We start from the raw sequence: 24,626 nt of genomic DNA on the forward strand, positions 1-24,626 counted from the left end.
GATGAACGCCACCTTACTGCACGACATTATTTTCTGGATCATGTACTTTTCCCTCGCCGTGGCACTGGTGATCATCATTGAGCGCGCCATCAGCTTCGCCTGGACAACGCGCCAGGCGACGCAGCTGGAGCAGGCGCTGACGCCGCAGGTACGCCATATCGAAGCGCTGCCCGCCGAGCTGCTGCGCCGCCGCAGCCTGCCGCTCAGAACCATTCAGCCGATCCTGATGCAGAAAGATCGGCATAATGCGCAGACGCTGAATGACCTGGTCGATGCGCAGTATCTGTTGAGCAAGCCGCAGCTGACGCGCGGACTGTGGCTGCTGGAGACCATCGTCACCGCCGCGCCGCTGCTCGGGCTGCTCGGCACGGTGATGGGAATTATCGATACCTTTAAGGCGCTTTCCGCTTCCGGCGTCTCCGAGCCGAGCCTGGTATCGGCAGGAATGGGCACCGCGCTTTACGCTACCGGCCTCGGCATCGCCATCGCGCTGATAAGCCTGGTGGGCAATAATTATCTGCAAAGCCGCATGGAGCGCATCAGCGAGCTATTAAAAGTGCTACTGATCCGCGCGGCGGGCGCCGCGCTGCCGCACTCTGAACCGGCCGGCAGCTGGATGGAAAGCGGAGCGCAGCGCTATGCCTGACATATATCTCCACGGGCGGCGACATCGCCGTCTGTGGCAACTGCTATGGAGTAGTACCCTGTTGATAGTGAGTTACGGCGCCGACGCGCGCTTTGAAAGCGAAGGTTATGAGCTGGTCTACACCGCGCCGGTGGAGACGCAGCTGCAGGCAGACGATTTGCGCCGCAGCGACGAGGTGTGGCGCGACATGTTCGCCGCCGCGCATCAGCGCATCGATATCGCGCAGTTTTATGTGGCCAATCAGTCTGGATCGCGGCTGGACGCGGTGCTGCAGGCGCTACGCGCAGCGGGCGAACGCGGCGTGAAAATCCGCTTTTTAATGGAGGAAAAGGGGCTGCGCAACAGCACGCCGGAGACGCTGGCGCAGCTGAAAGCCATTCCTCATCTGGAACTGCGGCTGATGCCGTTTGGCCGCCTCAGCGGCGGCATTATTCACGCCAAATATTTTGTCATTGACGATCGGCAGGCGTTTGTTGGCAGCCAGAATTTCGACTGGCGCGCGCTGGAGCATATTCAGGAGACCGGGCTGCGCATCACGGATCCGCCGGTGGTGGCGCAGATCGCCGCGATCTTCGCCCAGGACTGGCAGGCACAGGCGCTGATCGCTGAAGATCGACCGGTGCCGACCATCGATCATCATGCGCAGCGGACGGACGCACGCAGCGGTAACTATCTGGTCGCCAGTCCGCGCGCCTGGAACCCGGTGGGGGTACTGGATTCGCAGGAGATGCTGCCGCAGCTGCTCGCTTCCGCCACCGACAGCGTGCGCGTGCAGGTAATGGATTACGCCCCGCTCTCCTGGGGGCCGCAGCGCAGCCGCCCTTTCTATCCGGTGATCGACAACGCCCTGCGCAGCGCGGCGGCGCGCGGCGTGCGCATCGAACTGATGGTTGCCGACTGGAATACCGGCCAGCCCGATATCAGCTGGCTGAAAAGCCTGGCGCTGGCGCCGAACGTCACCATTAAGGTGGTCACCATTCCGCAGGCCAGCAGCGGTTTTATTCCTTACGCCCGGGTGATCCACAGCAAGATCATGATCGTTGACGATCGGCTCGCCTGGGTCGGCACCAGCAACTGGCGCGGCGGCTATTTCGATAATTCGCGTAACCTGGAGCTGGTGCTGAATAACGAGCCGATGGCGCAGCGGCTTAACCAGCTTTATCAACAGTTGTGGAGCAGCCCCTACGCCGCGCCGCTGCGCATCGCTGACGACTATCCGCAGCCAGCGCCGGGCGGCGGGAAGCCGTCGCCCTCGCCGTAGCCCGCCACGTCAGGTTTTCGGCGCCTGGCGCGGCACCATCAGCGCAATCGCCAGGAAAGAGATCGCGCAGAACAGCACGTTAACCAGCAGGCCGGTGGTGGCGGCCACCGCCGCGCCCTGTGGCAGCATCGCCGCGTAGACGGAAGCGGAAATCGCAATACCGAAGGCGCCGCCCAGCGAGCTGGCCATTTTATAGATGCCGGACGCCACGCCGATTTTATCCTCCGGCGCGCTGGAGATGGCGGTATCGGTAGAGGGCGTGGCGTAAAAGCCCAACCCCAGCCCGAACAGGATATAGCCGATAAACACCGCCGCCAGATAAAGCCCGTCGGGCAGCAGCGTCAACGCCATCAGCGCCACGCCGAGACCGGTGATCGCCGTGCCCCACAGCATCGGCCTGCGCGCGCCAACCCTTTGCAGCAGCTTCTCCCCTACGCGGATCATGCTCAGCACCGCCACCAGATAGCCGATGGTCAACATGCCGGCGTGAAAGGCGCTGAAGCCCCGTCCCTGCTGCACATAGACGCTGGCGACGATCAACGTGCCGGCGACGGCGTTCAGCAGGAAATTAGAGAGCGTCGCGCCGCTGTAGGCACGCTGTTTAAACAGCGCGAAATCGATAAAGCTGGCGCTTTTTTTCCGCCGCGCGCCGGTGAAAAACAGCAGCGCCGCCAGCAGGCACACGCCGCCGGGGATCACGACCCAGCCGCTCAGCCAGCCGAACGCGCTGCCTTTGGTGATCGCCCAGTTCAGGCAGAGCAGCATCACCACAAAGGTAAACAGCCCAGGGTAGTCGAAGCGGTTTTTCTGGGTCGTGGGGACTTTGCTTTCCGGCGTGCCGCGGATCAGCGCCATTCCCGCCACGGCGCAGATAATCGACAGGATAAATACCCATTTCCAGCCGCAGTAAGTGGCGATCGCCCCGCCCGCCAGCGAACAGAGCCCGGAACCGCCCCAGGAGCCGATCGACCAGTAACTCAGCGCCCGCTGCCGCGCTTCATCCTGATAGTAGGCTTTAATCAGCGACAGCGTGGCGGGCATAATACAGGCGGCCGACAGCCCCTGAATAATGCGTCCCACGGCGAACAGCAGGGCATTTTGCGAAATGATCAGGCAGAGGCAGCCGATAATACTTAACAGCAGCCCCAGCTGGGTTATTTTCACCCGGCCGAAGCGGTCGGCGAAGCCGCCCGCCGCCACAATAAAGCAGCCGGAAAACAGCCCTGTCAGGCTTATGGCTAAATTAAGCGACGCCAGCGGCATCGCCACCTCCTGCTGAATAGCCGGCACAATATTCACCACCGACTGGGCAAAAAGCCAGAAGGTCAGCACCCCGGCAATAATCCCAAGGATCAGCCGGCCGCTTCCCTGCCAGGCGGCGGGCGCCGCAGCGTTGAGATCTGTAGAGGACATAATGACTCCCTTCATTGTTTATCGTCTGCGGCCAGCTATTTCCCGACGGCAGTGGGCTGTAGTAGCGCGCGTTACGCTCACGCTATTGCAAAAAGCGTTCGGCCAGGCGGCTGAAAAAGAGGGCGCCGGGCGCGATCAGCTCATCGTTAAAGTCGTAGCCGGGATGATGCACCATGCAGCGATCCGGCTCGTCCCCGGCACCGAGAAACAGGTAGCCGCCGCGCGGATTCTGCTCCAGCATAAAGGCGAAATCTTCACTGCCCATCACCGGCGCGGCATCGGTGCAAATCATCTCCTCGTCCACCAGCTCGCGCGCCACCCCGACGGCGAACGCCGTGGCGTCGGCATCGTTGATCAGCGCCGGGCAGCCGTTGATATGCTCGATGCGCACCCCGGCGCCGAAGCTCTGCGCCTGGCCCTGAGCGATCTCCTGAATACGCTGCAGCAGATGCTGGCGCACGCTGTTATCCAGCGCGCGCACGCTCAGCTTTAACAGCGCGCTGGCGTTAATGATGTTAGGCGCCTCGCCGGAGCAGAGGCTGCCGACCGTAACGACGGCCCGATCGAAGGGGGAAACGTTGCGTGCAACGATGGTCTGCAGCGCCAGCACAATCTGGCAGGCCACCAGCGTGGCGTCGGTGGTTTTTTCCGGGAAGGCGCCGTGGCCGCCCTTGCCGATCACTTCAATATGCAGCGTATCGGCGGAGGCGAGCATAGCGCCGGTGCGGGTATGAAAATGCCCTTTTTTAATCCCGGGCATATTGTGCAGCGCGTAGATGGCGTCGCAGGGGAACTGGCGGAACAGCCCATCCTCCAGCATCATGCGGCCGCCGTAGAGCAGCTCCTCGCCCGGCTGAAAGATCAGATGCAGCGTGCCCCTGAAGCGGCGGCTGCGCGCCAGGTATTCGGCGGCGCAGAGCAGCGTGGCGGTATGGCCGTCGTGCCCGCAGCCGTGAAAGCGGTTCTCTGTGATGCTGCGCCACGGCTTGTCGTTCTGCTCGCGCATCGGCAGCGCATCCATATCGGCACGCAGCCCCAGCGTCTTTCCGCCGCTGCCAACGCGCAGCGTGCCGACCACGCCCGTTTTCGCCATGCCGCGATGCACTTCATAACCCCATGAGCGCAGCCTGTCGACGATAATATTACTGGTGCGCGTCTCTTCAAGGCCTAATTCGGGATGCTGATGCAGGTCGCGGCGCAGGGCAATAAACTCATCCTGGCTATGCATAATATGATGATATATCTGTTCCATGATTTTCTCCGCGCGCTATTTTAAAGAAGGGGTAATAGGGATTTTTACGCCGAATCACGGAAATAAAATGCGCGGATATTCACATAAAGCAGAAATAAAATTCGCAGTTAACTTTTGCGTTAATATATTATTAAACCGAATAACGCGATCAATTAAATAAATAATAATGATTAATTAAGCAAATTAAAATAACGCATTAACCGCCCCCCCTTTAAAAGATCGCGTTAAATAATACGCTACTATTATAACGCCGCGCACTTTCAACGTATCAATAGCAAAATAAACAAGGCAGAAGGGTTTCAACAACAATAATGCGCATTGCGCATAGCGCGGGGACGCTTGCGTCCCCGCCGGGGCTGCACATCAGCCCTGTTTATCTTCGGTACGCAGATCGAAATCCGAGGCGTCGTGACGTTCGCGCAGCTGCTGTGACGGCTCGCCCCAGGTGCGGTTAACGATGCGGCCGCGCTTCACTGCCGGACGCTCGCCGATCTCTTTCGCCCAGCGCTGTAAATTGCTGTAGGTGCCCACGTCAAGGAACTCCGCCGCATCATACAGGCCGCCCTGGACCAGCACGCCATACCACGGCCAGATCGCCATATCGGCGATGGTATATTCGTCGCCGGCGATATAGCGATGCTCCGCCAGCTGGCGATCCAGCACGTCCAGCTGACGTTTCGCCTCCATCGCAAAGCGGTTGATGGCGTATTCGATTTTTTCCGGCGCGTAGTGGTAAAAATGGCCGAAGCCGCCGCCGACAAACGGCGCCGAACCCTGCAGCCAGAACAGCCAGTTCAACGCTTCGGTGCGCGCGGCGCGATCCTGCGGCAGGAAGTGACCAAACTTCTCCGCCAGGTAAAGCAGGATGGCGCCCGATTCAAACACCCGCACCGCCGGGCTTACCGCGTTATCGAGCAGCGCCGGGATTTTGGAGTTGGGGTTGACGTCGACAAAACCGCTGGAGAACTGATCGCCCTCGCTGATGCGGATCAGGTGCGCATCATACTCCGCGCCGCTGATGCCCAGCGCCAGCAGCTCCTCCAGCAGGATAGTCACCTTCTGGCCGTTTGGCGTGCCCATAGAGTAGAGCTGCAGCGGATGCTTACCGACCGGCAGCGCCATCTCATGGGTAGCGCCCGCGATGGGACGGTTGATTTTCGACCAGCTGCCGGCGCCCTGCTGATCCCACTTCCAGACCTTCGGCGGCTGATAATTGTTCTCTGACATGATGTGGTGTCCTTTATAAAGTGATGAAGCGACGCGGGTCGTGCTGCTATCGAGTGTAGCAGTTGGCCTGTAACAAACTTAACCCTGCTGGCTCTGCCAGCGTCATAACGACACTGTACTGTCATTTTGACGCGCAGCGCGCCTGTCAAAAAGACAGCCGGCGCTTTTTTTAGCGATAATTATCATTTACTTAAAGATGGCATACGGCTTGCATTACCCCAGGCAGAGACCTTTTTCCTTGGTACCCAACCGTTAAGGAGCCGCTATGCCCTGGTATGATGACTTACAATGTCAGGTAGAGAAGTGTGTCAGCTGTGAGAATGGGCCATTGATGAGCGAGCTGATGGCTGAGATCGGCGTGGATGCGCTGGTCGCCCGCAGCGCGCGACCCGGCCTGTCGCGCCGCGCTGCCGGAAACATCTTCAGCCGTTTACGCCATCTTTTATTCCGTACCTCGCCTTAGGGAAGCTGCTGCTCCCGCCACGCAAAAGGATAACGAATGAAAATCGTCGCCGTTGAAGCCAATATCGCCGCCGGCAAAAGCACCCTGGTCGGGCCGCTGGCGCAACAGCTGACGGCGCTGACCGGCGAAACGTGGCGGCTGATGGTAGAGCCGGTGGATGCCGATCCGCAGTTTCTGACTCTGCTACAGGATTTTACCGCCCGCCCCGATGACGCCGATGCGCGCATTCGCTTTCAGCTTTATATCACCCGTATGCGTCAGCGGCTGCTGCAACAGCTGCCTGACGGCAACTATGTGATTGAACGCTCGCTTTACAGCGACGTGGTGTTCTGCCAGACCAATTTTCTGCAAACCGAGCGCCCCGACGCCCGCTATATGGATTACTACTACCAGATTAAAGCGTGTTTTAACGATTACCCGCCGATCGACGTGGTGTTGTATATCGACCGTTGCCCGCAGGCATGCTTTGAGAGCTGTATGCAGCGCGCCCGCCCCGGCGAGACCGCCTATACGCTCGACTATTTTCTCGATCTGAAACGCTTTCATGATGCCTGCCTGCCGCAGCTGGTGCGCCACTACCCTGCCCGCCTGATGGTCTGGCCGGTGGCATCAGGCTTTGCCGATGCCGCAGCGCTGGCCGCTCACCTGATACAGCAGACCGGCTGGGGCGCCGCTTAAGCGCCCCGGCCGGTCTGTTTAAGAAAATTCTCAGGAAAAAGTTACCACTACCCACACAGTGCCTAAGGTTTATAGTGTCGTACCGGTAACGATCTGACGTTTATCAACAGCGATATTTTCACCTGAAAAGGATGCGTAATTACTCGTTAGTTTCAGGAAAACGCTTTGCATAACGCCTTTGCCGAATCATCAAAAGGCTATTCATACCCAACACGCTTTTCCTGCGTAATAAAAAATGCGCAGGGAACGGGCTGTTATTATTTAAATGATGAATGTACGTTATGTCAGTTTTTAATACCCGCAGGAAAAACGTTTCCGTTCAGGTGGCACTGGCGCTGCTGCCGGTTTCCGTCTGTGCGGCTGACCTGAATATCGCCGACGGCGAGAACCTTTCCGCTCTTCTGGCGGATAACCGTCCCGGCGCCGCGTCAGCGCCAACCATTAAATTCAGCAATGATAATATTATCGTTAACGGCAGCGTTAATATCGACAGCGGTAATATTACCGCCGCGCAGGCTGAATATATTGTGCATGCTTACGGGCGCAGCATCGATTTAGGTCAGGGAACTTATATTACCTCCGGAAATAGCGCTAATATCCTGGCGGCCGGCGCTTCGGCTGATACTTCTCCGGCAGCGGCGGCACAGGCCGCCGGTCATCAAGCAGATGGCGAATAGCGAGAATGGGGTGACGCCAGAGCATACGCGGCCCCGCCCAGCGCATGATTTGCTTCATCTCTTCGCGCTTTGCCGGCTGATAGCAGTGGATTGGGCACTGCTTACAGGCGGGCTTCTCTTCGCCGAAGGCGCAGCGGTCAAGGCGCTTGAGCGCATAGCGGTGCAGCGCCTGATATCTCTCCGTATCGGGCGACGCCTGCGGGCAGCCTGACGCATACAGATCGATCATTTTAGCGATGGTGTGCTTTTCTCGCTGGATACGTTTTCCTGACATAACGAAGCGCCTGATAGTTGAAGCGGAAAGAGATAACCCAGCGGATCGCGCTTCCGCCCGGCGGCGCTTTTTTACCCGAAACGGGCGCAGAAGGTGTTAACCAGGATCAAGACAGGTGGGTTATGCCGTGAGAAAAGGGATGACGAACCGGGAGAGCAACGCTGCCAGCCTGCAGGCCGGATCCGCGTGAGGCGCAGGGCTTCCCGGGCATCAGCCGGGGCGGAAAGCGGATTGCGGATGCCGCTTGAAGTCGCCTGACAAACGGGCTAGCCTGCTTGAATTACATCTAATCGCAGCTTTATAACAGGTAACCCCGGCAATGGCTCTGATCCCTAAAAACTACACGCGGCTGGAAAGCGGCTACCGTGAGAAAGCATTAAAAATCTATCCGTGGGTATGCGGACGCTGCTCGCGAGAGTTTGTCTATTCAAACCTGCGCGAATTAACCGTCCACCATATCGATCACGACCATACCAACAACCCGGAAGATGGCAGCAACTGGGAGTTACTCTGTCTCTATTGTCACGACCACGAACACTCAAAGTACACGGAAGCCGATCAGTACGGCACGAATGTTGTGGCGGGGGAAGACGCGCAGAAGGATATTGCCGCGGCCACCTATAATCCGTTTGCCGATTTGAAGGCGATGCTCAAAAAGTAAGGGAACGAAAGCGCCGCCGCTGGCCCCGGAGGGGTGAGCCGCTGGCGGCGAATCATCGAACGCAGTTCGATGGAGAGTCCGGTCCCGGAAAAGCAAAAACCCAGCCATAAGGCTGGGTTCTCTGAATAAATGGTGCCCGGACTCGGAATCGAACCAAGGACACGGGGATTTTCAATCCCCTGCTCTACCGACTGAGCTATCCGGGCAACGGGGCGCATTAAACCGTAAAGCCGCGATGTCGTCAAATGCTTTTCATCGAATTTTAACTGATTGCGCTCTTTTGCAGCAATCGGCAAAACCATCGCCAAAAAGCCCTTTTCCGTCCTCTGCGCGCTTAACTTTTAAACAGCCAGGTCGATAACCATGGTGAAACCCTCATAACACAATAAAGGTTCGTCATGTTTCGTTCTATTGCATCAGGATTAGCTTCACGCTTCACTTTACGGCAAGGCCTCGACGCTTCCGCCACGGTGGGCGCGCTTAACAAGGCGATCGCCATGATCGCCTTTACCCCAGAGGGGATCATCCTTAGCGCCAACGATCTGTTTCTCAGCCGTATGGGTTACCGCCTGGATGAAATTCAGGGGCAGCATCATCGTATGTTCTGTCCGGCGGAACTGGTCAACTCCCCCAAATATCAGGCCTTCTGGCAGCGCCTGGAGCGCGGCGAAAGCTTCAGCAATAAATTTCTGCGGCTGGATAAACAGGGGCGTCCGGTCTGGCTTGAGGCGAACTACGTGCCGGTGCGCAACCGCAGCGGCAAGGTGATCAAAATCATCAAGCTGGCATCGGATATCACCGTACATGTCCTTGATGCGCAAGAGCAACGCGCCATGACTAACGCCATCGACCGTTCGATGGCGGTGATCAGCTTTAACCCGCAGGGCGAAGTGCTGAAAGCGAACGCCAACTTCCTGAAAGCCACCGGCTATCGCGAAGAGGAGATTATCGGCCAGCATCACCGTATGTTCTGCACGCCTGAAATGCGCAGCAGCCAGGAATATCGAACGTTCTGGCAAAAGCTTAACCAGGGCGATTTCGTCTCCGGCCAGTTTCATCGCATCGATAAACAGGGCCGTACGCTCTGGCTGCGCGCCACCTATAATCCGGTGTTCGACGAAGAAGGCCAGCTCTATAAGATTGTGAAATTCGCCGCCAACGTTACCGGCCAGGTAGAGAAAAACCAGCAGGAGCGGGAAGCGGCGCAGCAGGCGTATCAAACCGCGCTGCATACGGATGAAAGCACCCGCGTTGGCGCCGGCGTGGTGGATGAGAGCGTGCTGAACATCAATGCGCTGGCGGGCGAGCTGCACGATATCTCCGGCGACGTCTCCAGCCTCAGCGCCCAGTCCGATCAGATCGGGCAGATTGTCGAAACCATCCGCAATATCGCCAGCCAGACCAACCTGCTGGCGCTGAACGCGGCGATCGAAGCAGCGCGCGCCGGCGCGCATGGACGTAGCTTCGCGGTGGTCGCCAACGAGGTGCGCTCGCTGGCGGCCAACATCAACCGCGCCACCAGCGAGATCGAAAAGATGGTGCGTGATAACCACCAGCTGGCGGGCAAAGCGCTGAGCGGCATCGAAAGCAACCTGCAGCGCGCCGACCGCGGCGTGGCGCTGGCGCAGAAGGCGGGCGAGCTGATTGCCGAAATTCGCGGAAGCGCCAGCGAAGTCGTAAACGCCATCAGCCATGTAACGCGTACGCTGGAAGAAGAGTAGCCGCGCCAGCCCTAGCCCGCTTGCCCATTTTCCTGCCCGGCGGGCAGGAAAATGTGGTCCAGAATATTGCGCACCACCGGCGCCGCCACCACTCCTTCGCCGCCGCCGTTCTCCAGGATCACCGCAATCGCCACGCGCGGCTGTTGATAAGGGGCAAAAGCGGTGTAAAACACATGGTCGCGCAGCCGCACCGGGATCATCTTCGCATTGTAGGTCTGGTTCTGCTTCAGGCTGAAAACCTGTGAGGTACCGCTTTTCGCCGCAATGCCGTAAGGCGCGGTATGGAAATATTTATAGCCGGTGCCGTTCGGCGCGTTGGCCATACCGAACATCGCCCGGCGCACCAGCGCCCAGTAAGGCGAATGCGCATCGGCAATCTGCGCCGGCGGCGCGGCCGGCCGCCAGCGGGTGATCTGCCTGCCCTTGCGGGTGGCGTAGAGCAGATGCGGCGTCACCACCCGTCCGTTGTTAATCAACACGTCCAGCGCCTTCACCATCTGGATCGGTGTGGCGATCCAGTAACCCTGGCCAATACCGACCGACACCGTATCGCCCTGATACCAGGCGCGCTTATGCACCCGCTGCTTCCAGGCGCGATCGGGCAGCAGGCCGCTGTACTCCTCTTTCAGATCGATGCCGGTGGATTTGCCGTAGCCGAACTGGCTCAGCATCTGATGGATGCGATCGATACCCATCTCCCACGCCACCTGGTAGAAAAAGGTATCGGCCGACTCCTCGATGGCTTTGGTGACATCAAGCATGCCGTGGCCGCTTTTCTTCCAGTCGCGGTAGCGCCGCTGAGTGCCCGGCAGCGTCCAGCTCGGCGCGCCGTAAAAGGTGGTATGCGGCGTGATCACGCCGCTCAGCAGCGCCGACATCGCCATATAGGGCTTCACCGTCGAGGCGGGCGGGTAAAGCCCCTGAGTAACGCGATTGATGAGCGGCAGCGCGCTATCCTTTAGCAGCTGCTGATAGGCGCGGTAGCTGATGCCCTTTACAAAGGGGTTGGGATCGTAGCTCGGGCTGGAGACCATCGCCAGCACCGAACCGTCGCGCGGATCTTCCACCAGCACCGCCGCGCGCTGGCCGCCGAGCTGGCTTTCCACATACTGCTGCAGATGCAGGTCGAGCGTCAGGTAGAGATTTTTTCCGGCCACCGGCGGCACCTCTTTCAGCACCCGCACAATACGGCCGTGATTATCGACTTCCACCTCCTGATAGCCGGTTTTGCCATGTAGCTGCGCTTCGTAGTAGCGTTCGATGCCCTGCTTGCCGATGTTATGGTCGGCGGCGTAGTTTTCCGCCACGCCCGCTGCGTTAAGGCGCTGATAGTCGCGATCGTTGATTTTGGAGACGTAGCCGACCACGTGCGCCAGCGCCGCGCCGTAGGGATATTGCCGGTCCTGGTAAGAATCGATCTGCACGCCATCAAAGCGATACTGATTTACCGCGAAGCGCGCCACCTGCTGCTCGCTCAGTTCGGTCTTCAGCACTACCGGCCGGTAGCGGCTGCTCTGGCGCAGCGCCTGGCGGAAAGCCGTCGCCTCCTCCGGCGTCAGGTCAACAATCGGCGTTAACGCCTGCAGCAGCGCCGCCATATCTTTTACCTTGTAGGGCATCACGGTAATGTCATACCAGGTGATGTTTTTCACCAGCGCAATGCCGTTGCGATCGTAGATCATGCCGCGCCGCGGAGCGATGGGGATCATTTTGATGTCGTTGCCGTCGGATCGGGTTTGGTAGTACTGATGCTGCTGCACCTGTACATGCCAGAGGTTAACGACCAACAGGGCGAAACAGAGCGCCACCAGGCCAAAGGCGGCCAGCGCGCGCTGGCGAAACAGCCTCTCTTCAGCGGCGAAATCACGAATATTCATTCAGTAAAGGATAATTCTACGCATTCTCATTTTGCCGTTCATGATAAAGCGCCTCCCTGCGCGCACTAGCGGAAAGATGCGTATGGGCGGGGAAAAGTGTGACATTTAGTGATGATGTAACAAAACACCCGCTGAAAGCAGTTAATGCGCCTTCAGCAGACGCAAATACGGGTGAAAATGCGAGTTAGTCGTATTCAGTTATCGAATTAATTATCTTTAAAATCAAAATATTAAAAACGGAAAAAGCGTAAAAAAAGCGTTTTGCTTTACGCCGCTTTGCTGCATAATTCGCCAAATCACTTTTGCCTGCCACCCTTCAAGGAATCGCTATGCTGACCAATGAAATGACCGCGCGTTTGAATGACCAGCTCAACCTCGAGTTCTATTCCGCCAACCTCTATCTGCAGATGAGCGCCTGGTGCAGCGACAAAGGCTTTGAAGGCGCGGCGGCGTTTTTAAAATCCCATTCGCGCGAAGAGATGGAGCATATGCAGCGGCTGTTTGACTACCTCAGCGATACGGGCGCCATGCCGGTGCTGGGCAGCATCGCCGCGCCGCCGGTCTCTTTTATCTCGCTGGCGGATCTCTTTCAGCAAACCTATGAGCATGAGCAGTTGATCACCCGCAAAATCAATGAGCTGGCGCACGCGGCGATGACCAGTCAGGACTACTCGACCTTCCACTTCCTGCAGTGGTACGTGGCCGAGCAGCATGAAGAAGAGAAGCTGTTTAAATCGGTGCTGGATAAGCTGGCGCTGGTGGGCGACAGCGGCAAGAGCCTGTTCTTTGTCGATAAAGATCTGGCGCAGATGAATGGCGAAAGCCACGGCCCGGCGGCCTGATAACAGCCCGCCCCGGCGCGCAACAGCCCGCCGGGGCGAAGGTTTACAGCATGGTCAGCCGCAGCTCAGAGGGTTGCGGCCGGCCGAAGAAATAGCCCTGGAACAGCGTACATCCCTCCTCCTTCAGCTTGTCGAACTGCTCGCGGCTTTCTACCCCTTCGGCGGTGATCTGAATATCCAGACTGCGGCTCATGCCGGTAATGGCGCGAATGATCGCCAGCGCTTCCCGGCTGTCGCTCATATCACTGATAAACGACTTATCGATTTTAATCTTATCGAACGGGAAGGATCGCAAATAGCTGAGCGATGAGTAGCCGGTGCCGAAATCATCCAGCGCGATCAGTACTCCCAGCGCCTTGAGGTTTTGCAGCGTGCGGATATTACCCAGCGTATCGTCAAGCAGCACCGATTCGGTGATCTCCATCTCCAGCCGCCACGGCTCCAGCCCTGACTCGCGCAGCGCCCCTTCCACCGTGGAGATCAGCGCGCTGTTTTTGAACTGCACCGGCGACAGGTTGACCGACACCGTCTGGCCGCCCGGCCAGTTCTTCGCTTCGCGGCACGCCTCATACAGCGCCCAGGCGCCGAGGCTATGGATCAGCCCGGTCTCTTCGGCGATGGCGATAAACTCGCCCGGCATAATCAGCCCCTTCGCCGGATGGTGCCAGCGCATCAGCGCCTCATAGCCGATAATGGTTTTCTGCTCGCTGTTGGTGATCGGCTGATAATAGAGCCGCAGCTGATTTTCAGTGATCGCCTCGCGCAGGTCATTCTCCATGCTGCGGCGGGTACGCGCCTGGGCATCCATCTCCAGTGTGAAGTATTCATAGCGGTTGCGTCCGTTGCGCTTCGCCTCGTAGAGCGCCATATCGGCACAGCGCAGCAGCTGCTCCGGCGAGGAAAGCTCGGCGTCGGCGAAGGCGATACCGATACTCATGCCGACCGACAGGTTATGTCCTTCGACATTGACCGGCGGCAGCACGATATCGATCAGTCGCTGCGCCACCATGCTCGCTTCCTGCCGGTTGTTAAGGCCGGGCAGCACGATGGCGAACTCATCGCCGCCAATGCGCGCCAGCGTATCCTGCTCACGCAGCACCGCACGCAGCCGTTTAGCGATGGCGCGCAGCAGCTCGTCGCCCATCTGATGGCCCAGCGCGTCGTTAACGTTTTTAAAATTATCCAGATCGAGACAGAGCGCCGCGGTTTGCCGTTCGTGCAGCGCATCGTGACGCAGCGCGTCGCTCAGCCGCTGGCGGAACAGAATGCGGTTAGGCAGGCTGGTCAAATGATCGTGATGGGCCATATGGTGAATGCGCGCGTCGGCGGCGCGCTGATCGGTGACGTCGTCCACGATCAGCATCACATATTGCGTACGCGCGTCGCCGCCGCGCACCGTCGCCGCGCGGGTATGCAGAATGCGCTCGCCGCCGGCGGTCATCAGCTGCCGTTCGCTCTGATGGATGCCTTCGTTGCGCAGCGCCGCATCGGCCAGCGCGTTGAAATAGTCGCTCAGTTCCGGCGGCATAAACTCATGCGGCTTTTTGCCGTGGATGCTGTTTTTTTCCATGCCGAACATCTGCTCGGCTTTGCGGTTCGCCAGCAGAACTTCGCGCGAAACGGCATCTTCCACCAGCACGCAGGAGGGAATGCTGGTGATAATGGTATCGAGAAAGCGCGACATAGAGGTCATGCGCTCGCTCTGCGCCTCCGCCAGATCTTTGGCGCGCAGGATCTGCTGTTCATACTCGCGCCGTTCAGTCACGTCGCGGGTGATTTTGGCGAAGCCGATCAGTCTGCCGCTCTCGTCGCGAATGGCGTCGATCACCACGTGCGCCCAGAAAGCGCTGCCATCCTTGCGGTAGCGCCAGCCCTGATCTTCAAAGCGGCCGGTTCTGCGCGCGATATTCAGGTTAACGTCGGGGATTTTGCTCTGCCGCTCCTGCGCGCTGTAAAACAGCGAGAAATGCTGGCCGATAATTTCGCTGGTCGCGTAGCCCTTGGCACGCTGGGCGCCGGTGTTCCAGTTGACCACATGGCCGCCGGGATCAAGCATATAGATGGCGTAGTCGGTGACGCTCTCCACCAGCAGGCGGAAGCGATCTTCCTGAGCGCGCTTTTCACGCTGCATTTCGCGCTGTTCGGTGCAGTCGCGGGTAATTTTCGCATAGCCGAGCAGCACGCCGTTATCGTCAAGGATGGCATCGATCACCACATGCGCCCAGAAGGCGCTGCCATCCTTGCGGTAGCGCCAGCCTTGATCCTCAAAGCGGCCGGTGCGAAAAGCGATCTGCAGGTTTTTTTCCGGAATGTAGGCCATGCGCTCTTGCAGGCTGTAGAAGGTGGAGAAGTGCTTCCCGACAATCTCTTCAGCCGTATAGCCTTTGGCGCGCTGGGCGCCGCTGTTCCAGTTCACCACCATGCCGTCGGTATCAAGCATGTAGATAGCGTAGTCGGTGACCCCTTCGACCAGCAGGCGGAACTTCTGCTCCTGCTCGCGCTCCTGGCGCAGCAGCGCCTGCTGTTCAGTGCAGTCGCGGGTGATTACCGCGAAGCCCAGCATGCCGCCCTGATCCTCATAGATCGGATCGATCACCACCAGCGCCCAGTAGGCGCTGCCATCCTTACGGTAGCGCCAGCCTTCCATTTCGAAGCGGCCATCACGCTGGGCGACCGCGAGGTTATTGAGCGCGACGCCTTTGGCCCGCTCGCTTTCGCTGTAGAACACGGCGATGTTCTGGCCGACGATCTCTTCCGGCAGGTAACCGGTGACCCGCTCGGCGCCCGAGTTCCAGTTCGCGATGGTGCCGTCGGGGTGGATCATATAAATGGCGTAATCGACTACGCTCTGGACCAGTAGCCGATAATATTTATCTGAATTTTCGTTCATCATGTTGCCCGATTGCTGCCCAAACAGGCGTCTGGGTTGGTTGGACATGGCAATGTAGTGCGTCTGGCGGGTCAGCGCTACGCTAAAGAAAAATTAATCTGTCCGCCCCGACGGATCCCGGCTGGCGGATTCTTTCCATGCATATCGGCAAGGGTGACAAATTTTTCAGCGCTTTACAGGTGAAATGATCTTAACAAAATGACTTAACCCAGATAGCGGGCAGGGTTTTAGCGCCGCAATGGCCAGGATACGGGCGTCTCTTTTTCTACACGGGAAATCAAAAACGCTGTGCGTTAAACAGGTTATGCTTCCCCGCACGGCTTAACGGGTTTATCAGAGAGGGATGCGCATGAAAATCGACGCTGACATTAGCTTTCGCAAGCTGGAAATTTTTATCGCCTTTATGGCCAGCGGCAATATCGCCCGCGCCGCCGAACAGCTGAGCCTGAGCAACGTCAGCGTACATCGCGCCCTGCATACCCTTGAAGAGAACGTGCGCTGCCCGCTGTTTATTCATCAGGGACGCAGCCTGAAACCGCTGCCCGCCGCACATACCCTGCTGGAGTATGCGCTGGACGCGGTGGACGTGATGGCGAAAGGCATTACCGAAGCGCGCAATAAGGCGGGGCTGGGACAGAAGCGGATGCGCATCGGCACGCTCTATTCGCTGACGCTGGAGACCGTGCCGCGCCTGATCATGGGCATGAAGCTGCGCCGTCCCGATCTGGAGCTGGATTTAACCATGGGATCGAACCAGCTGCTGCTGGAGAAGCTGCAGCAGGGCGAGCTGGACGCCATTCTGCTTTCGATTACCGATAGCCAGATTGACCGGCGGCGGCATGAGGTGTTGCCGTTATTCGAGGACAATATTTTTATGGCGGCGCCGGCGGATGCGCAGCTGGGCGACGGGCCGTGCGCCGATCTGCGCGATTATCGCCAGCAAAAATTCGTCTCGCTGGCGGAGGGGTTCGCCACCTTTCATGGCTTTCAGGAGGCGTTCGGCATCGCCGGGTTCGACGCCAATATTGTGATGCGAGTGAACGATATCTTCTCAATGCTGAGCCTGGTGCAGGCGGGCGTCGGCTATGCGCTGGTGCCCGGCCGGATGCGCCGCATCTATGAAAACAGCCTGCAGCTGCGCCCGCTGGCGGAGCCTTACCAGATGCGCCAGCTGATCGCCATCGTCTTCGATCGCAACCGCGAACACGATCCCAACCTGCTGGCGCTGGTAGCGGAAGGCCGCATGTACGCGCGCGAAATCGCTCTCAGCGTTGGGAGCGCGCCTGCTGCGCCAGCTTAAGCGCCAGCGCGATGCCAGACTGATCCAGCGACAGCGCATCGCCGCGCGTCAGCGGCGCGCGCGCCAGGCCGGTCAGCACCGCGCCGGGCGGCATCTCCAGCGCCAGGCCGACATCACGTTCGCTGGCCGCCTCCATCGCCTCGTGCCAGCGTACGGTGCGCGCCATATTCATTGCCAGATCGTCAGCAATCTGTTCCGGCTGCCACAGCTGGCGCGCGCTGCTGCCGCTGAGGTAGGCGTAGCGCGGGCGCGTCAGCGTAACATCGGCGAACGCCTGCGCCAGCCGCCGCGCCGGCGCGTCCAGCAACGCGCAGTGGGAGGGCACGCTGACCGCCAGACGATGCACCTTCTGCGCGCCATGCGCTACCGCGCGCTGCCCCGCCTGCTGCATCGCCTCTTCGCTGCCGGCGATCACCATCTGCTGCGCGGCGTTAATATTCGCCAGGTAGCAGTCGCCCAGCAGCGGCTCGATTTCGCTTTGCGTCAGGCCGGTGATCGCCGTCAGGCCGTAGCCTGACGGATAAGCCTGCTCCATCAGTTCACCGCGCAGCGCCACCAGCCGCAGCGCATCGGCGAAAGGCAACGCGCCTGCCGCCACCGCCGCCGGAAACGCGCCGATCGACAGACCGCTGACGATATCCGGCTGCAGCCCCTGGCGCGCCAGCTCGCGCGTCCAGCCGACGCCGGATATCAGCAAACAGAGCTGCACCGCGCGGGTGTGGCGCAGCGCTTCAGCGCTATCCAGCTGCGTAACATCTTCTTTCAGCGCCTCGCTCGCCTCCGCCAGCAGGGCGTCGCCATCCGGCAGCCCCTGCAGCATGCCGGGACGCTGCGGTCCCTGGCCGGGAAACATAAACATCACTTTCATTAGCCTAAACCTCCATTTCGGCCCGCCAGGGATCGCTGACCAGCTGCGGCCCCCGGTTGGTTTTCAGCAGCGCCCTGCCGTCGCGCAGCCACTCGCTGAGGGCAAAAGCGCCGCAGGGCGTCTCCACCTGCGTATCCGCGCGGCACGGCAGGCGGCTCACCTGTCGCTGCCAGCTGGCAAACGCCTCCGGTGCCAGCGGCTGCGGGGCACGGATCAGCAGATCGAGATCGCTGCCGCTGTGCAGCACCGGCACCTCGGTCGCCAGCGCGTAGCCGCAGCTGCCGGTAATGCCCCACTGCCACGGCCAGCGCTGCTGCGCCAGCAGGATCGCCGCCTGCACCGGCGGCTGCGAGACGAAGATCGAACGCAGCAGCAGCCCGATGTCCGCCAGCGACTCCGGCGTGACGCGGCGCGTAATCGCCGCCGCGTCCAGCCAGGCGGCGGCGCGCCGCTCGCGTCCCATGCCGCGAATGCCGACGGCGATCAGTCCCGCCGGGTGGCTATCACGCCGCACGACCAGCGGCAGCACGGGCCGCCACTGCTGCGCCACCCAGTCGGGCAGATTGCCCTGCAGCGCCTGGGGATCGTTCAGCCAGATTAAGTCATGGGGACGCGGCGACATGTTACATTCCTGCGGTTAAAGAGATAAATAACGGTAAGGTGACGATACATAGCACCGAGCTTATCAGCAAGGTCGCTTCCGCATCGGGCGACTGCACGCCGAAACGGTTGCCGAACACCACGCCGAAGAAGCCAGCGGAGAGCGCCACCATCAGAATCGCGGTGATCGCCAGCGAACCGTGCAGCCCTAACGCCAGCACCAGCCCCCAGGCAATCAGCGGCTGGATCAGCAGCTTGGTGACGCTGGAGAGCGCGACCGCGCCGTTCAGCTTCAGCTGACGCGCCGACAGGATCAGGCCGGTAAGGAACAGGGCGGCGGCGGTAGCGGCCAGGCCCAGCGGTTTAATCGCCGTCAGCACCAGATCGGGCATAGAGATACCCAGCGCGGACAGTACCACCCCCAGCAGCGGCCCCCAGACGATCGGTTTTTTCACCGAGCGCCACATCAGCACCGGCAGCATGGTCAGGGACGATCCCTGTACGGCGCCCGTTTCGCGCGCTTTTTCACGTTCGAGGATCAGCAGGCAGAACGGGGTCATCAGCACCGAGCCGCAGGCGATAGAGACCGCCACCGAGAGCGAAGTGCCGCCGTTTTCGCCCAGCACGCTGCCGAGGATCGGCAGGCCGAGCGCGGCGTAGTTCGGCAGCGCCACCGTCAGGGTCAGCACTGCGGCGTCCTGCGGCGACTTATGAAACACTTTGATGCAGAGAAAATAGATGGCCGCGTAGGCGATCCACATCGCCAGCGTCAGCACCACCACCAGCGGCATCTGTTCGACAATGCCGCTCCAGGGCGTCTGAACGGTGGCGCTGAACAGCACGGCCGGCAGGGCAAAATCCATGACGAAGATATTGAGTAAAGCGACGTTCTTGTTATCCACCATTTTCGCCTTGCCGGCCATAAAGCCCAGCAGCATGATGACGAAAATCGGGGCGAGCGCGTGAAGAATAATGTAAGTCATAGGTCACCTGTAAATATGAGTTAAATGTTGGCACAGGTGCGATGGTTTATTTTTTTACAGGCTGTTTTTATGGATGGGCAACGGGTGCCCATCACGATCCACCTGGCAGGTTTGTCTTAACAGGGATTACCAGAGTGCGCGCATGCGTTCGCGCACTAATGACGAGCTGCGGCGGTTCTCGCCGCGCAGGCGATGTTGCAGGCTGGGGTCGCCGTTGCGGGCATCTTCGATGGCGCGGATCAGCGCCTCCGTCACCTGCTGTTTCGCCTGATCGTCAGGCGCGTCAGGCCTGGCGATATTTAGCAGCTCATCCAGCAAGCCCAGCGTCTGGTAGTTTTTCACGTCATACGCCATCGGCGGCACCGTTGAGGCGAGCGCCATCAGAGCGTCGACGCTGCGCAGCGTAATGCGCGCCGCAGAGGCCTGGCCCATGGCGTGGATCACGACGCCGGGATCGTTAAAGGCGATCAGCCGGTTAGCCTGATAACCGTGCGCCAGAAACGCGCCGGACATCGCCTTGCCGACAATCAGCCCGACAATCGGGTGGCCGGCGAGACGCGCCTGCGCCCAGGCGGCGGCCGACGCAGCCAGCGCCTGATGGATGCCGAACGCTTCTTCGCGGCGGCCGTAGGCCTGGCTCGGCACATCGATCACCGCGACGATCGGACGTTTGCGTTCCGCCTGCGCGTCGGCGGCGATGGTTTCCTGCAGCACCTTCGCCAGCGTCCAGCCCTCCAGCAGGCCGACTTCGCCGTTGGCGGCGCGCGGGAAGTGGTTGTTTTCATCGGGTACCACGGCGATATAACGCACGTTTTCCCCATTCAGATCGGCGTCAGCCACCTGAACCGACGGGCACAGCCCCGCCAGGCGAGGCGCATTCTGGCTCAGCAGCGCCAGCCACGTTTCGCCACGACTGATTGAACTCATAGCGAATCCTCCGCAAAAAATTGTTGGATCTGTTCACTGTCGACCTGCCGGCTGGTATCCACCGCCTGCAGGCGCGCCAGCATGCGTGCGTAGTCGTCGGTACGATGCTGCGCGGGTACGCCGCGCGCCAGCGCCTCGTTGACCGCCTGTTTCACCGCGTGAACGCCGTCATCCACCAGCACGTCCGCCAGGCCGCTGCGATAGCGCACTTCGCCGCCGGTGATGCTCCAGATAAAGGGCCGGTTGCGCGAGTCATACTCTTCAATGCCCGCCTCCTGCTCAATAACCTGCGGGCCGTTCAGGCCCAGACGCGCTTCACGGGTAACGATCAGCGAGCTGCAAAGCCCGGCGGCGATCGACATGCCGCCGAAGCAGCCAACGGTACCGGCGATCACGCCGACCACCGGGGTGTAGCGCCGCAGGTCGACGATCGCGGCGTGGATATCGGCGATCGCCGCCAGCCCAAGGTTCGCTTCCTGTAAGCGCACGCCGCCGGTCTCGAGGCACAGCACCGCCTGGGTCGGCACGCCGCGACGGTGATCTTCCGCCGCCAGCTCCAGCGCGGCCGCCATTTTGGCGCCGGACACTTCGCCCATGCTGCCGCCCTGGAAGGTGCCTTCGATGGCGATAACCACCGTGGGCTTGCCGTCGATCGTGCCTTTCGCCACTACCATGCCGTCATCGGCCTGCGGCACGATGCCCTGCATCGGCAGCCACGGCGACATAACGCCGTCGAACGGGTCGAGCAGTTCGCGATAAGATCCTTCATCCAGCAGCAGACGCGCGCGTTCACGCGCCCGCAGCTCAATAAAACTGCTGTCGTTACGCATCGCTTGCCCCCTCAAAGACTTGTTCAATACGGATCCGCGCAACGCCGGGCGTAGCGCCGAAATCGTGAATGGTCAGCTTGCCGGACGGCAGCCCGTTCAGCGTGCTGAGACGGTCAAACAGCGCGCGCCAGCGCGCTTCGAAATTCACTACCGAGGTGGTGATATCGACCTCAAGACGTTCGCCCTGATCGGCGACAAACAGGGCTTCCATATCGCCGGAGCCCACAACGCCAGCCAGCGCCTGCCCATGCAGGTTACGCGTGGCGGGGTAAGAAAGTGTGATTTGTTCCATAACATCCTCAATCTGTAGGTAAGCAAATACCATCGAGAAACAGCGTGGCCGCCAGCAGATCCGCCGCGCCGCCCGGCGAGGCGTTTCTCCGCAGCATGTCGGCGTCAAGACGCGCCAGCGCCTGCTCCCCTTCCGGCGTGCCGCAGCCGCCCGCGCTCAGCACCTCGTGCGCCCCCTGACGCATCGCCTCCAGGCCAGCCAGCCCGGCGCGCGACAGCACGCAGGTGTCGCTCAGCGAGGTCATGATCGCCATCAGCGCATCAAGCCGCGCCTGCGTTTCCGGGGCGCCCGCTGCACGGCTGCGCCGCAGCTGCGGCAGCGCCAGACGGCGGATATGCGGAAATGCCTGCTGCGCCTCTTCGCGCGCTCCCGGCACGCGGTAGCGCTGCGTGGCGCGCAGCCCTTTGCTGAAGAGGCGCGGCGCGCGATCGTCCGGCAGCTGGGCCAGCGCGGCGGCGGTCTGACAGATCGCCTGCGCCGTGCTGTCGACATCGAGCATGGCGGCGGCGCTGACCAGCAGCCCCAGCGCCCAGATCGCGCCGCGATGGGTGTTGACGCCTTGGGTGGCCGCCATCATGCGCGCTTCGCCTTCGCGCCCCAGCTGCCCCACCTGCTGGCGCAGGGCGATATCCGCCGGGCGCCGCCAGCTGTTTAACGCCAGCGCGTAGAAGGTTGGCTGCAGGCTGCGCGCGGAGCGTTCCATCAGCGCCAGCGTCAGGTCGTGATGCGCCCCGCTGCCGCGGCTGTCTACCAGGCCCGGCTTCGGCGTCAGGCGCGCTTCATCGATCAGCGCGCCGCTGGCCCGCTCCGCCAGGCGCAGGGCCAGCGTTTCAGCGCGATCGGTTGAGCGTTGCGGTTGCATCGCCATTACCAGCTCCGGAATTTAGCCGGCGGGTTGTAGAGACCGCCGGACCATTCCACCAGGTCGGCGACGCTGCCGGCGGCCAGCAGCGAACGGCTGGCTTCACTGCGGCGAATGCCTAAATCTTCCGGCCAGGCGATTTTGCCTTCGCGACGCAGCTGCTCTACGCGCTTCGCGTCAACGCCAAGGCCAATATCGGTAATGCCGGCTACCGCCGCTACCATCGCCCGGCGCTCTTCCATCGACTGTGCGCGATAGAGATAAGCGATGCCCTCTTCGGTCAGCACGTGGGTAACGTCATCGCCGTAGATCATCACCGGCGCCAGCGGCATGCCGGAGGCTTTACCCACCTCAATGGCATCGAGTTTTTCCACGAAGGTCGGCTTGCCGCCCGCCTGGAAGGTTTCCACCATCTGCACCACCAGCTTGCGGCCGCGCACCAGCGGATCGGGCTGGTCGATCATCGCCAGCCACGCCGGGGTGGCGTGACGGCGGCCGTGTGGATCGTGACCCATGTTCGGCGCGCCGCCGAAACCGGAGAGACGGCCGCGGGTGACGGTAGAGGAGTTGGCGTAGCCGTCGACCTGCAGCGTCGAGCCGATAAACATATCGACCGCATACTGGCCGGCGAGCTGGCAGAAGGCGCGGTTAGAACGCATCGAGCCGTCGGAGCCGGTAAAGAAGATGTCCGGGCGCGCGGCGATGTAGTTTTCCATCCCCAGTTCGCTGCCGAAGCTGTGGATACTCTCCACCCAGCCGCTTTCGATCGCGGGGATCAGCGTCGGATGGGGGTTCAGCGTCCAGTGACGGCAGATTTTGCCCTTCAGGCCGAGCTTCTCGCCGTAGGTCGGCAGCAGCAGCTCAATGGCGGCGGTGTTAAAGCCGATGCCGTGGTTCAGGGACTGTACCTGGTGTTCGGCGTAGATACCTTTGATGGCCATCATCGCCATCAGGATATGTTCCTGTTTGATCAGGCGTGGATCGCGGGTAAACAGCGGTTCGATAAAGAACGGCTGGTCGGCGACCACCACGTAATCGATCCAGGAGCCGGGGATATCGACGCGCGGCAGATCGTTTACGTCATCCACCAGCTCGTTCACCTGGGCTATCACGATGCCGTTGCGGAACGCCGCGGCTTCCACCAGCGCCGGGGTATCTTCGGTGCTGGGACCGGTGTAGAGGTTACCCTGGCGGTCCGCTTTAAAGCCGGCGACCAGCGCCACGTTCGGCACCAGGTCGACATAGAGCCGGGCATAGAGTTCGATGTAGGTATGGATGGCGCCGATTTCCAGCTGGCCATCTTCCAGCAGCTGGGAAATGCGCAGGCTTTGCGTGCCGGAGAACGAAAAATCAAGTTTGCGGGCGATGCCCTTTTCGAAAATATCCAGATGTTCGCTGCGGCTGACGCTCGGCATAATCATATGCAGATCGTGTACCTTCTGCGGGTTGACCTCTGCCAGCATGCGCGACAGAAAATCGGCCTGTTTCTGGTTATTCCCCTCCAGCACTACGCGGTCGCCGGGGGCAATCAGTTTTTCCAGTACATTGGGTAAATCGTGGGTGGGCAGAACTTTGCCTGGAATAGCGAGTGATGCAATGCGTCGCTGTTTTTCAGTGCGACGGGTATCCCAGACGCGGCCTGATGATGATTCAGGCAACATGGCTAACCTCCTGGCTCATTTATGATTTATCTCAAATCGATGAGAAGAGTTTCTGCCTGTTGGCGGTGCGCATCAATTAAGCTGGCTGCAAAATTGTTAGCCTGAGAGTAATGGAAATTTACCGCTGATGAGGTAGAGGTTATCTCCCGCGCCGCGCCGCCGCGCGCGCCGTTACGCTAAACCTCATCCCGGTCACAAAAGCGTGGTGAAGTGATTTAATCAGCCGAAGATAAAAAATGATCTGAGCCGGATTTCTCCTTTTTATTGCCAGACGCCGCGCACGCGCATTAATGGGAACCCGTCCGTTTTGCCGGTTTTAAACGCTGCCCTGGCGTCAGGTTAACAGAATAAAAAGCGTGATTACGGCGGCAGCGGAAAATAGGCTGTCAATTTTCCATGAAAAATAAATATAACGATTGAC

The 24,626-nt window shown here is 60.3% G+C and carries 23 protein-coding genes and 1 tRNA gene; 9 read left to right on the forward strand and 15 right to left on the reverse strand.

Going from position 1 to position 24,626, the window contains the following annotated elements:
- Position 1: 1 nt before the first annotated feature.
- Positions 2–646: a MotA/TolQ/ExbB proton channel family protein gene (locus C2E15_RS17565; RefSeq protein ID WP_104958514.1), complete on the forward strand. Its 645-nt coding sequence runs from the start codon at positions 2–4 to the stop codon at positions 644–646.
- On the forward strand, positions 639–1,907 hold the full coding sequence (locus C2E15_RS17570) for a phospholipase D-like domain-containing protein (protein WP_104958515.1): 1,269 nt from the start codon (positions 639–641) through the stop codon (positions 1,905–1,907). The genes C2E15_RS17565 and C2E15_RS17570 overlap by 8 nt, the downstream gene beginning before the upstream one ends.
- Before the next feature lie 9 nt (positions 1,908–1,916).
- Here C2E15_RS17570 and C2E15_RS17575 read toward each other — a convergent pair whose 3' ends face one another.
- The 3 genes from C2E15_RS17575 to yghU form a co-directional block, all read right to left on the reverse strand.
- Entirely contained in the window at positions 1,917–3,320 is a 1,404-nt protein-coding gene (locus C2E15_RS17575) for an MFS transporter (RefSeq protein ID WP_104958516.1), read from the reverse strand.
- An 82-nt stretch (positions 3,321–3,402) separates the two neighbouring features.
- The gene (locus C2E15_RS17580) at positions 3,403–4,575 is read right to left on the reverse strand and encodes a M20 aminoacylase family protein (RefSeq protein ID WP_425438045.1); all 1,173 of its coding nucleotides are present in this window, start codon (positions 4,573–4,575) and stop codon (positions 3,403–3,405) included.
- A 360-nt stretch (positions 4,576–4,935) separates the two neighbouring features.
- Positions 4,936–5,799, reverse strand: coding sequence for a glutathione-dependent disulfide-bond oxidoreductase (gene yghU / locus C2E15_RS17585; RefSeq protein ID WP_104958518.1), 864 nt, complete (start codon positions 5,797–5,799; stop codon positions 4,936–4,938).
- Positions 5,800–6,064: 265 nt separating this feature from the next.
- On the opposite strand from yghU, the gene C2E15_RS21525 reads away from it, so the two are divergent.
- The 3 genes from C2E15_RS21525 (at position 6,065) to C2E15_RS17595 (ending at position 7,617) form a co-directional block, all read left to right on the forward strand.
- Positions 6,065–6,262, forward strand: a complete 198-nt coding sequence (locus C2E15_RS21525; protein WP_146108564.1) for a hypothetical protein — start codon at positions 6,065–6,067, stop codon at positions 6,260–6,262.
- Between the two features lie 36 nt (positions 6,263–6,298).
- Positions 6,299–6,940, forward strand: a complete 642-nt coding sequence (locus C2E15_RS17590; RefSeq protein WP_104958519.1) for a deoxynucleoside kinase — start codon at positions 6,299–6,301, stop codon at positions 6,938–6,940.
- A gap of 281 nt (positions 6,941–7,221) precedes the next feature.
- On the forward strand, positions 7,222–7,617 hold the full coding sequence (locus C2E15_RS17595) for a hypothetical protein (RefSeq protein WP_104958520.1): 396 nt from the start codon (positions 7,222–7,224) through the stop codon (positions 7,615–7,617).
- Here C2E15_RS17595 and C2E15_RS17600 read toward each other — a convergent pair.
- A complete protein-coding gene (locus C2E15_RS17600; protein WP_104958521.1) occupies positions 7,532–7,891 on the reverse strand; it encodes a nitrous oxide-stimulated promoter family protein in 360 nt (119 codons plus the stop codon). The two genes, C2E15_RS17595 and C2E15_RS17600, sit on opposite strands and share 86 nt — an antisense overlap.
- Positions 7,892–8,210: 319 nt before the next feature.
- Here C2E15_RS17600 and yajD point away from each other — a divergent pair, with 319 nt between their 5' ends.
- Positions 8,211–8,552 carry an HNH nuclease YajD gene (yajD, locus tag C2E15_RS17605; protein ID WP_104958522.1) on the forward strand — a complete coding sequence of 114 codons (342 nt, stop codon included), beginning with the start codon at positions 8,211–8,213 and terminating at the stop codon, positions 8,550–8,552.
- Positions 8,553–8,682: 130 nt separating this feature from the next.
- Here the strand turns inward: yajD and C2E15_RS17610 are convergent.
- A tRNA-Phe gene (locus tag C2E15_RS17610) sits at positions 8,683–8,758 on the reverse strand.
- Positions 8,759–8,950: 192 nt separating this feature from the next.
- Here C2E15_RS17610 and C2E15_RS17615 point away from each other — a divergent pair.
- Positions 8,951–10,273, forward strand: coding sequence for a methyl-accepting chemotaxis protein (locus C2E15_RS17615; RefSeq protein WP_104958523.1), 1,323 nt, complete (start codon positions 8,951–8,953; stop codon positions 10,271–10,273).
- A gap of 11 nt (positions 10,274–10,284) precedes the next feature.
- Here the strand turns inward: C2E15_RS17615 and mrdA are convergent, their stop codons facing one another.
- A complete protein-coding gene (gene mrdA / locus C2E15_RS17620) occupies positions 10,285–12,150 on the reverse strand; it encodes a penicillin-binding protein 2 (RefSeq protein ID WP_104958524.1) in 1,866 nt (621 codons plus the stop codon).
- Between the two features lie 329 nt (positions 12,151–12,479).
- Between mrdA and ftnA the strand changes: the two genes are divergently transcribed.
- On the forward strand, positions 12,480–12,992 hold the full coding sequence (gene ftnA, locus C2E15_RS17625; protein WP_104958525.1) for a non-heme ferritin: 513 nt from the start codon (positions 12,480–12,482) through the stop codon (positions 12,990–12,992).
- Between the two features lie 43 nt (positions 12,993–13,035).
- Here the strand turns inward: ftnA and C2E15_RS17630 are convergent, their stop codons facing one another.
- Entirely contained in the window at positions 13,036–15,882 is a 2,847-nt protein-coding gene (locus C2E15_RS17630) for a bifunctional diguanylate cyclase/phosphodiesterase (protein WP_104959227.1), read from the reverse strand.
- 349 nt (positions 15,883–16,231) lie between these two features.
- On the opposite strand from C2E15_RS17630, the gene C2E15_RS17635 reads away from it, so the two are divergent.
- Positions 16,232–17,182, forward strand: a complete 951-nt coding sequence (locus tag C2E15_RS17635; RefSeq protein WP_425438019.1) for a LysR family transcriptional regulator — start codon at positions 16,232–16,234, stop codon at positions 17,180–17,182.
- On the opposite strand, the gene mdcH is transcribed toward C2E15_RS17635, so the two are convergent.
- The 8 genes from mdcH to mdcA form a co-directional block, all read right to left on the reverse strand.
- Positions 17,148–18,050, reverse strand: coding sequence for a malonate decarboxylase subunit epsilon (gene mdcH / locus C2E15_RS17640; RefSeq protein WP_104958527.1), 903 nt, complete (start codon positions 18,048–18,050; stop codon positions 17,148–17,150). The genes C2E15_RS17635 and mdcH overlap by 35 nt on opposite strands.
- 4 nt (positions 18,051–18,054) lie before the next feature.
- Complete coding sequence (locus C2E15_RS17645) at positions 18,055–18,672, reverse strand: malonate decarboxylase holo-ACP synthase (protein WP_104958528.1); 618 nt, start codon at positions 18,670–18,672, stop codon at positions 18,055–18,057.
- A 1-nt stretch (position 18,673) separates the two neighbouring features.
- The gene (locus tag C2E15_RS17650) at positions 18,674–19,633 is read right to left on the reverse strand and encodes an AEC family transporter (RefSeq protein ID WP_104958529.1); all 960 of its coding nucleotides are present in this window, start codon (positions 19,631–19,633) and stop codon (positions 18,674–18,676) included.
- A 126-nt stretch (positions 19,634–19,759) separates the two neighbouring features.
- A complete protein-coding gene (mdcE, locus tag C2E15_RS17655; protein WP_104958530.1) occupies positions 19,760–20,560 on the reverse strand; it encodes a biotin-independent malonate decarboxylase subunit gamma in 801 nt (266 codons plus the stop codon).
- On the reverse strand, positions 20,557–21,390 hold the full coding sequence (locus tag C2E15_RS17660; RefSeq protein WP_104958531.1) for a biotin-independent malonate decarboxylase subunit beta: 834 nt from the start codon (positions 21,388–21,390) through the stop codon (positions 20,557–20,559). The genes mdcE and C2E15_RS17660 overlap by 4 nt, the downstream gene beginning before the upstream one ends.
- Positions 21,383–21,682 carry a malonate decarboxylase acyl carrier protein gene (gene mdcC, locus C2E15_RS17665; RefSeq protein ID WP_104958532.1) on the reverse strand — a complete coding sequence of 100 codons (300 nt, stop codon included), beginning with the start codon at positions 21,680–21,682 and terminating at the stop codon, positions 21,383–21,385. The genes C2E15_RS17660 and mdcC overlap by 8 nt, the downstream gene beginning before the upstream one ends.
- Positions 21,683–21,689: 7 nt before the next feature.
- The gene (locus C2E15_RS17670) at positions 21,690–22,544 is read right to left on the reverse strand and encodes a triphosphoribosyl-dephospho-CoA synthase (protein ID WP_104959228.1); all 855 of its coding nucleotides are present in this window, start codon (positions 22,542–22,544) and stop codon (positions 21,690–21,692) included.
- A 5-nt stretch (positions 22,545–22,549) separates the two neighbouring features.
- Entirely contained in the window at positions 22,550–24,205 is a 1,656-nt protein-coding gene (gene mdcA / locus C2E15_RS17675; RefSeq protein ID WP_104958533.1) for a malonate decarboxylase subunit alpha, read from the reverse strand.
- Positions 24,206–24,626 lie beyond the last annotated feature (421 nt).

Source organism: Mixta gaviniae (genome assembly GCF_002953195.1).
Classification (GTDB): Bacteria; Pseudomonadota; Gammaproteobacteria; order Enterobacterales; family Enterobacteriaceae; genus Mixta; species Mixta gaviniae.

Bases quoted from the DNA above. Each gene is read 5' to 3' on its own strand.
- C2E15_RS17565 (WP_104958514.1), top strand. From the start codon at position 2: ATGAACGCCACCTTACTGCACGACATTATTTTCTGGATCATGTACTTT.
- C2E15_RS17570 (WP_104958515.1), top strand. From the start codon at position 639: ATGCCTGACATATATCTCCACGGGCGGCGACATCGCCGTCTGTGGCAA.
- C2E15_RS17575 (WP_104958516.1), bottom strand. From the start codon at position 3,320: ATGTCCTCTACAGATCTCAACGCTGCGGCGCCCGCCGCCTGGCAGGGA.
- yghU (WP_104958518.1), bottom strand. From the start codon at position 5,799: ATGTCAGAGAACAATTATCAGCCGCCGAAGGTCTGGAAGTGGGATCAG.
- C2E15_RS21525 (WP_146108564.1), top strand. From the start codon at position 6,065: ATGCCCTGGTATGATGACTTACAATGTCAGGTAGAGAAGTGTGTCAGC.
- C2E15_RS17590 (WP_104958519.1), top strand. From the start codon at position 6,299: ATGAAAATCGTCGCCGTTGAAGCCAATATCGCCGCCGGCAAAAGCACC.
- C2E15_RS17595 (WP_104958520.1), top strand. From the start codon at position 7,222: ATGTCAGTTTTTAATACCCGCAGGAAAAACGTTTCCGTTCAGGTGGCA.
- C2E15_RS17600 (WP_104958521.1), bottom strand. From the start codon at position 7,891: ATGTCAGGAAAACGTATCCAGCGAGAAAAGCACACCATCGCTAAAATG.
- yajD (WP_104958522.1), top strand. From the start codon at position 8,211: ATGGCTCTGATCCCTAAAAACTACACGCGGCTGGAAAGCGGCTACCGT.
- C2E15_RS17615 (WP_104958523.1), top strand. From the start codon at position 8,951: ATGTTTCGTTCTATTGCATCAGGATTAGCTTCACGCTTCACTTTACGG.
- mrdA (WP_104958524.1), bottom strand. From the start codon at position 12,150: ATGAATATTCGTGATTTCGCCGCTGAAGAGAGGCTGTTTCGCCAGCGC.
- ftnA (WP_104958525.1), top strand. From the start codon at position 12,480: ATGCTGACCAATGAAATGACCGCGCGTTTGAATGACCAGCTCAACCTC.
- C2E15_RS17630 (WP_104959227.1), bottom strand. From the start codon at position 15,882: ATGAACGAAAATTCAGATAAATATTATCGGCTACTGGTCCAGAGCGTA.
- C2E15_RS17635 (WP_425438019.1), top strand. From the start codon at position 16,232: ATGAAAATCGACGCTGACATTAGCTTTCGCAAGCTGGAAATTTTTATC.
- mdcH (WP_104958527.1), bottom strand. From the start codon at position 18,050: ATGAAAGTGATGTTTATGTTTCCCGGCCAGGGACCGCAGCGTCCCGGC.
- C2E15_RS17645 (WP_104958528.1), bottom strand. From the start codon at position 18,672: ATGTCGCCGCGTCCCCATGACTTAATCTGGCTGAACGATCCCCAGGCG.
- C2E15_RS17650 (WP_104958529.1), bottom strand. From the start codon at position 19,633: ATGACTTACATTATTCTTCACGCGCTCGCCCCGATTTTCGTCATCATG.
- mdcE (WP_104958530.1), bottom strand. From the start codon at position 20,560: ATGAGTTCAATCAGTCGTGGCGAAACGTGGCTGGCGCTGCTGAGCCAG.
- C2E15_RS17660 (WP_104958531.1), bottom strand. From the start codon at position 21,390: ATGCGTAACGACAGCAGTTTTATTGAGCTGCGGGCGCGTGAACGCGCG.
- mdcC (WP_104958532.1), bottom strand. From the start codon at position 21,682: ATGGAACAAATCACACTTTCTTACCCCGCCACGCGTAACCTGCATGGG.
- C2E15_RS17670 (WP_104959228.1), bottom strand. From the start codon at position 22,544: ATGCAACCGCAACGCTCAACCGATCGCGCTGAAACGCTGGCCCTGCGC.
- mdcA (WP_104958533.1), bottom strand. From the start codon at position 24,205: ATGTTGCCTGAATCATCATCAGGCCGCGTCTGGGATACCCGTCGCACT.